Annotated in this window: 4 protein-coding genes; 2 read left to right on the top strand and 2 right to left on the bottom strand. The window is 63.6% G+C overall.

The genetic code is table 11. From position 1 onward, the window contains the following. Positions 1–369 precede the first annotated feature (369 nt). Positions 370–1983, bottom strand: a complete 1614-nt coding sequence (locus ACYVL5_RS13475; RefSeq protein WP_460596094.1) for a PAS domain S-box protein — start codon at positions 1981–1983, stop codon at positions 370–372. A 628-nt stretch (positions 1984–2611) separates the two neighbouring features. Between ACYVL5_RS13475 and ACYVL5_RS13470 the strand changes: the two genes are divergently transcribed. Continuing rightward, entirely contained in the window at positions 2612–4105 is a 1494-nt protein-coding gene (locus tag ACYVL5_RS13470; RefSeq protein WP_460596093.1) for a sigma-54-dependent transcriptional regulator, read from the top strand. Positions 4106–4145: 40 nt separating this feature from the next. Beyond that, positions 4146–6056 (top strand): selenocysteine-specific translation elongation factor, encoded by a 1911-nt coding sequence (gene selB, locus ACYVL5_RS13465; protein WP_460596092.1) that lies wholly within the window; start codon positions 4146–4148, stop codon positions 6054–6056. Here the strand turns inward: selB and ACYVL5_RS13460 are convergent. Beyond that, positions 6013–6228, bottom strand: coding sequence for a hypothetical protein (locus ACYVL5_RS13460; RefSeq protein ID WP_460596091.1), 216 nt, complete (start codon positions 6226–6228; stop codon positions 6013–6015). The two genes, selB and ACYVL5_RS13460, sit on opposite strands and share 44 nt — an antisense overlap. Between the last annotated feature and the right edge of the window lie 178 nt (positions 6229–6406).

The following is a 6406-nucleotide window of genomic DNA, read 5'->3' as shown; positions in this document are numbered from 1 at the left end:
CCAGCTGCAAGCCTTCAGACGCCAGCTGCAAGCCTTCAGACGCCAGCTGCAAGCCTTCAGACGCCAGCTGCAAGCCTTCAGACGCCAGCTGCAAGCCTTCAGACGCCAGCTGCAAGCCTTCAGACGCCAGACAGGTAGGTCGCGTTGAGGAACGAAACGCGACATGCACCAGTGGCCAAGGCGCTCGTCGCGTTTCACGGTAAGGCTGTTCAACACGACCTACGAACTACTCTCACTCATGGCTCCCTCACCCGGCCTTCGGCCACCCTCTCCCCTGAAGGGGCGAGGGGTTAACTCGAAGCGCCGGACAAAAAAAGAGGGCTGCGCGGAAAGCGCAGCCCTCGGCGGGATGATGGACAGGAGGGACCATCACCCCGATTTCGACTGGCGGACCGGGAGGATGACGGTGACTTCGGTTCCCTTGCCGACCGTACTCTTGACCTCGATCTCCCCGCCGTGCCGCTTGATGATCCCGTAGCAGACGGTGAGGCCGAGCCCCGGTCCCTTGCCGACCGGTTTGGTGGTGAAGAAGGGGTCGAAGATCTTCTTGAGGTTGTGGGCGGGGATCCCGCAGCCGTTGTCCCGGATGCTGACTGCCACCTGTGGGGCCTCGTGGTACTTCTTGATGACGCGGGTGGCGATCTCGAGGGTGCCCCGGTGGGAAAGTGCGCTGCGGGCGTTTTGCAGGAGGTTTACAAAGACCTCGAGGAGCTTCACGAAGTCCCCGTCGATGAGCGGAAGCCTCGCATCGGTATTCCACTGGACCTGGATGCTCATCTCGGAGAACTGCTCGTCCATGACCTCGAGGGTGTCGCGCAGGACCTGGTTGAGGTCCATCTGGCTGAAGTTGCAGCGGGCCTGGGTGGAGAAGCGGGTCAGGTCGTCCACGATCTTCTGGCAGCGCAGGGCCGCGTTCTCGATGTCCTCCAGGACGTCGATCCCTTCCATCAGCTCGTCCACGATCGGCTGGGAGAGTGTGGACTTGCGCAGTACCTGGATGGCCCCCAGGATACCGGCCAGCGGGTTGTTGAGCTCATGGGCGGCGCCGAAGATGACCTCGCCGAGGGTGGCCATCTTCTCGGACTGAATGAGCTTGGTCTGGGCCTCCTTGAGGTGGCGGGTCTTCTCCTCGACCTTCCTTTCCAGCAGGGCGTTCCACTCGGCTCTCTTCGCCTCGGCCAGCTTGCGCTCGGTGATGTCGCGCAGGATGACCTGGGAGGCGGACCTCCCCTGGACCATGATGATGGTCCCGGTCGCCTCGACGTCGACGGTGCTCCCGTCCCGGCGGACGATCCTGGCCTCCCTGAGGGACGACGTCTCCCCGGTCTCCTGGCTCAGCCGAATCCTGCTGGCGACCGATTCCCGCGAATCGGGATGAATCCACGGGATGATCGGAGTCCCGATGACCTGGCCGGGTGAATCGATGGCAAACAGCCGGCAGGCCTCGTCGTTGAGATCGATGAAGGTGCCGTCGCAATGGACGACGATGGCATCGGGGGCGTGCTGGAAGAGCTTGCGGTAGCGGTCCTCGCTCTGCTGCAGCTCGCGCTCCATGATCTTGCGGTCGGTCACGTCTCGGAAGATCCCGCGGGTGATGGCGGGCCTTCCCTCCATCTTGCTGCAGTTGATGCTCCCCTCGAGCTCAACCACCTTCCCATCCTTGGCGGTGAACTGGACGTCCACCCGCCGCACGCTCCTCCCCTGGATGATCTCCTGGAAAAGCAGCGAGCAGTGGTCCCGGCAGGCCGGGCTGATGACGTCGAACACCTTCAGCCTGGCGATCTCCTCGTCGCTGTACCCCATGGTCTCCTTCCAGGCCCGGTTGACGAAGAGAAAGGACCCTTTTTCGTCCACGCTCTGGATCAGGTCGTTGGCGTTTTCCAGCAGGTCAAGGAGGGGGAACCCGCGATCTATCACCTCGGCGGCAGGAATGTCCGCGTCTTCGGATGTCACGAGCAACTGGTAATTATAGGTCTCAGGCATAGAACATACTCCGATAAGATCTGCGGCGAACCGGCATCGGCCGGCGAACTCTTCCTGCGGGAAGTGATAGCCGCTTCGGTTTGATGCTGCATTAATCCTGCCAAATCAAACTCCCCCCGCACCCGGCCGTCGGCCTGCTCGTATACAGATTACGAGTCGGCTACAATCGGCACAGATTATGCTCATGAATAAACCGTTGTATTTCAGGGAAGCTGGCCGCGAACCAGCCCTCCGGCGCCCGCTCCTCCAAGGCGCCGAATGTATAAGGATTTTTGAATGCCATCGCCGTAGGCCCGGGAGCGCCCGACCGGCCTCGTGTGGTCTTTTGACCAGCTTCCAGGCGAACTTCTGCGTGATTTGCCCCAGCACGGGCGCCCCCGGCCGGGGATGGGTAAAAATCCCCAGCCCACATGAGGAATCTACTCCGGGTGGGTCATATCACCCACTACTGAGGGAATTGCCCCGACACCGGGGCCCGGCGAGCCAGGACCAGCAGGAGCCAGCCAGGACCGAGCAGGGGCGACCCGGCCCCGGACAGGGGCGACGACACCCTCTGGGATTCATTTATGCATATCTGCCAATAAAATGAGTACCAACGGCGGAACCGATAGCGAGGAAGGACAAATCGATGAGTAAAAACCGCGTCCTCGTAGTTGACGACGAAAAGCTGATCGCGTGGTCCCTGGCGGCCATGCTCAAGAAGGAAGGTTTCGACGTGGAAACCGCCGCCTCGGGGCACGAGGCCCTGGCCAAGTTCTCCTCGTTCCGCCCCGAGCTGGTCCTTCTGGACATCTGCCTTCCCGACCTGGACGGGCTCGAGCTCCTCAAACGTTTCAAAAAGGCCAACGAAGACCTCTACGTCATCATGATCACCGCCTACGCCAACGCGGACTCAGCGGTCAAGGCGCTGCAGGACGGGGCGGAGGATTTCTTCGGCAAGCCGTTCAACATCGAGGCGATCAGACACGTGGTCCACCGGGCCTTCGAGAAGCGGAGGCTCCGCAAGGAGGTGGACTACTTCCGCCGGGAACTGCGGAAGAAGTCCGAGCACGACAAGCTGGTCGGCAACAGCCAGAAGATGATCGAGGTCTTCAAGATGATCAAGATCTGCGCGGATACCGACGCCAAGACTGTGCTGATCACCGGGGAGAGCGGCACCGGCAAGGAGCTGGTGGCCAAGGCCATCCACTACCACAGCGCCCGGGCCGACGCCCCCTTCATCGAGATAAACTGCGCCTCCATCCCCGAAAACCTGCTGGAAAACGAGCTCTTCGGCCACGAAAAGGGGGCCTTCACCGACGCCTCCAAGCTCCACAAGGGGGTCTTCGAGATGGCGGAGGGTGGCTCCGTCTTCCTGGACGAGATCGGGGACATGCCCTTCGCCATGCAGGCCAAGATCCTCAAGGCGGTGGAGACCAAGCGGTTCCGCCGCCTGGGTGGGCAGGAGGACGTCGAGGCCAACGTCAGGATCATCACCGCCACCCATCAAAACCTCCCCTCCATGGTGAAGGAGGGAAAGTTCAGGGGCGACCTCTTTTTCCGGCTCAACGTGATGCACATCCCCCTCCCCTCGCTACGGGAGCGCAAGGAGGACATAGGGGCCCTGGTCCAGTACTTCATCGAGAGCCTCAACGAGGAGTACGGAAGAAACGTGCTGGGCGCGGCACCGGAAACCCTCGATTACCTCTCCCGTTACGACTGGCCGGGGAACGTGCGGGAGCTCAGGAACTGCATCGAGCGGCTGATGATGCTCGGGCAGGAGAAGATCCTCTCGGTCGAGCATCTCCCTCCCGAGATCAGCAGGTGGGGGAGCGAGCGGAAAAGCAACAGCGGCGCGACGGCCATCAGGACCGACGAAAACGGCGAGCACATCGTCCTCCCCGCCAACGGTATCTCCCTCGAGGAGCTGGAAAAGCAGCTCATCCAGCTGGCGCTGAAGAAATCGGGGGGAAACCAGACCAAGGCGGCCAAGTTCCTGAAGACCAGCCGGGACACCCTGCGCTACCGGATGAAGAAGTTCGGTTTCTCCGAGTCCGGACGGGAAGAGGGGGATGCCCTCCCCCTCCCCAACGAGGAGCCTTGCGAGGAAGAGTCGCAGCCGGAGTATTACCACTGGCGATGAGGACCACCGGTCCCCGCCACGTGGCACCGAAAGGAGCGTCATGAAGCATCTCATTCTAGGCACCGCCGGCCACATCGACCACGGCAAGACCTCGCTCGTCAAGGCGCTGACCGGCGTCGACACCGACCGGCTCAAGGAGGAGAAGGCCCGCGGCATCACCATCGAGCTCGGCTTCGCCCATCTCGAATTCCCCGGCGAGGTCCGCTTCGGCATCGTGGACGTCCCCGGGCACGAGCGGTTCGTCCGCACCATGGTGGCCGGGGTGGGAGGGATGGACCTGGTCCTCCTGGTGATCGCGGCCGACGAGGGGGTGATGCCCCAGACCCGCGAGCACCTGGAGATCTGCAACCTCCTCGGGGTCAAGCGGGGGCTGGTGGTGCTCACCAAGTGCGACCTGGTGGAAAAGGAATGGCTCGACCTGGTGGCCGAGGAGATAAGAGAATACCTTTCGGGAAGCTTCCTCGACGGCGCCCCCGTCATCCCGGTCTCCTCCCGCGCCGGCGAGGGGCTTGCGCTATTGAAAAACGAACTGAAACTGGCGGCTGCCGAGACGGTGCAAAAGCGCGGCGACGCCGCGTTCCGCCTCCCTGTGGACCGCGTCTTCACGGTGACCGGGTTCGGGACCGTGGTGACCGGGACCCTTTTGAGCGGGCAGGTATCGGTGGGGGACGAGGTGGAACTGCTGCCCGGCGGGCTCTCCTGCCGCGTCCGCGGCGTGCAGTCCTTCGGCAGCAAGGTAGAGCGGGGAGGCGGCGGAGAGAGGCTCGCGGTCAACCTGCAGGGGGTGGAGCACACCGAGGTCTCTCCCGGAGACGTGGTCACCCCGCGCGGCGTCTACCGCCCTACCCGCGCGGTGGACGTGAAGCTCAACCACCTCCCCTCGGCGCCGCGCGAGCTCGGGCACCGCTCCACCCTGAGGCTCCACTCGGCGACCTACGAGGTGGCCGCCCAGGTGATCCTCTTCGACCGCAGCGCCCTGGAGCCCGGCGAGAGCTGCTACGCCCAGTTGAGGCTGGCGCGCCCGGTGCTCCTGCTCCCCGGTGACCCGTTCGTTTTGAGGACCTTCTCCCCCCAGGCGACCCTGGGAGGGGGTGCGGTGCTCGATCCCGCCCCGCCGCGCCGCCGCAGACGCTCGACCGAGGCGCTCATGCTCCTGGAGGCGGTGGAATCGGGGTGCGACCAGGACCGCATCCGGCTGATGGTGGAATCGTCGCTGCTCTCCGGGGTCTCCATCGAAGAGCTCATGAACCGCAGCGGGCTGTCGGCCAGGAAGCTCGACACCCTCCTCCCTCCCCTGCTCACCTCGGGGGCCATCGTGCAGATGGTCAAGGAGCCCCGCATCTTCCTGGGGCGCGCCTCCTTCGACCATCTCAAGGAGCGGCTCTCCCACGAGCTCGTCACTTTCCTCAGGGAAAACACCATGCAGGAGGGGATCGGCAAGGAGGAGCTCAAGTCCCGCATACCGAAGCGGAGCGACCCGCGCTTCTTCGGCCCCCTGCTCGCGAGCATGGAGAAGGAGGGGCTGGCCGTCTCGGACCGGGATCTCGTCCGCCTGCCGGGGAGAACGGCGGAGGTGAGCCGCGACCAGGCCGAGTTCCAGCGCGAGCTCGAGACCACCCTGATCGCCTCGGACCGGGAGCCGCCGGCGGTGAAAGAGCTCTGCGAGCGCCTAAGCTGCCGCGAGAAGGAGCTGTACGAGCACCTGAACCACCTCAGCCGGGAAGGAAGGGTGGTGAAGGTGAGGAGCGATCTCTACTACGCGCCGGCGCCTTTGGCCGACATCCGCAGCAGGCTGACCGGCTATCTCAGGGAACACGGGGAGATCACCCCGCCACAGTTCAGGGAGTTCACGGGATTGTCGCGGAAGTTCATGATTCCGCTACTGGAGTACTTCGATCAGGAGAGGCTCACCATCCGGAGCGGTGACAAGCGGGTACTGCGCAGGGGGTAGCCAGGGAGGGGTCGTAGGCGGGTTTGGCCTCCAGGGCCACCCGCTCCATGGCGGTGTCGATGGTCAGGTAGTGGGCCACCGTCCGGGAGGCGTAGAGAAGAACCCCGAAGTTGAGCGCCGCCAGCAGGGCGACGTAGATCAGGCAGTTCGAGTTCATTGCCTTCTTTTCCATTCTTTGTTCCATTTCCAGCCGTCCTCCGGGTACCGTCTCAGCGTCACCGTCGAAAGTTTCCATCACCTATCTATCTCCTCTCCCGCTACCGGAATCTCCCTCACCCCTGCCCCTTGCATAGTCATCCCCTCTCCCCCCGGGAGAGGGTGGCCGAAGGCCGGGTGAGGGTAGATTTCAT

The sequence above is a fragment of the Geomonas sp. Red276 genome (assembly GCF_054784495.1).
Note: the sequence above shows the minus strand (reverse complement) of the source record. Positions and strands in the feature narration are given on the sequence as shown.

Excerpts from the sequence above, each read along its gene's own strand:
- ACYVL5_RS13475 (WP_460596094.1), bottom strand. The coding sequence starts at position 1,983 with ATGCCTGAGACCTATAATTACCAGTTGCTCGTGACATCCGAAGACGCG.
- ACYVL5_RS13460 (WP_460596091.1), bottom strand. The coding sequence starts at position 6,228 with ATGGAAAAGAAGGCAATGAACTCGAACTGCCTGATCTACGTCGCCCTG.
- ACYVL5_RS13470 (WP_460596093.1), top strand. The coding sequence starts at position 2,612 with ATGAGTAAAAACCGCGTCCTCGTAGTTGACGACGAAAAGCTGATCGCG.
- selB (WP_460596092.1), top strand. The coding sequence starts at position 4,146 with ATGAAGCATCTCATTCTAGGCACCGCCGGCCACATCGACCACGGCAAG.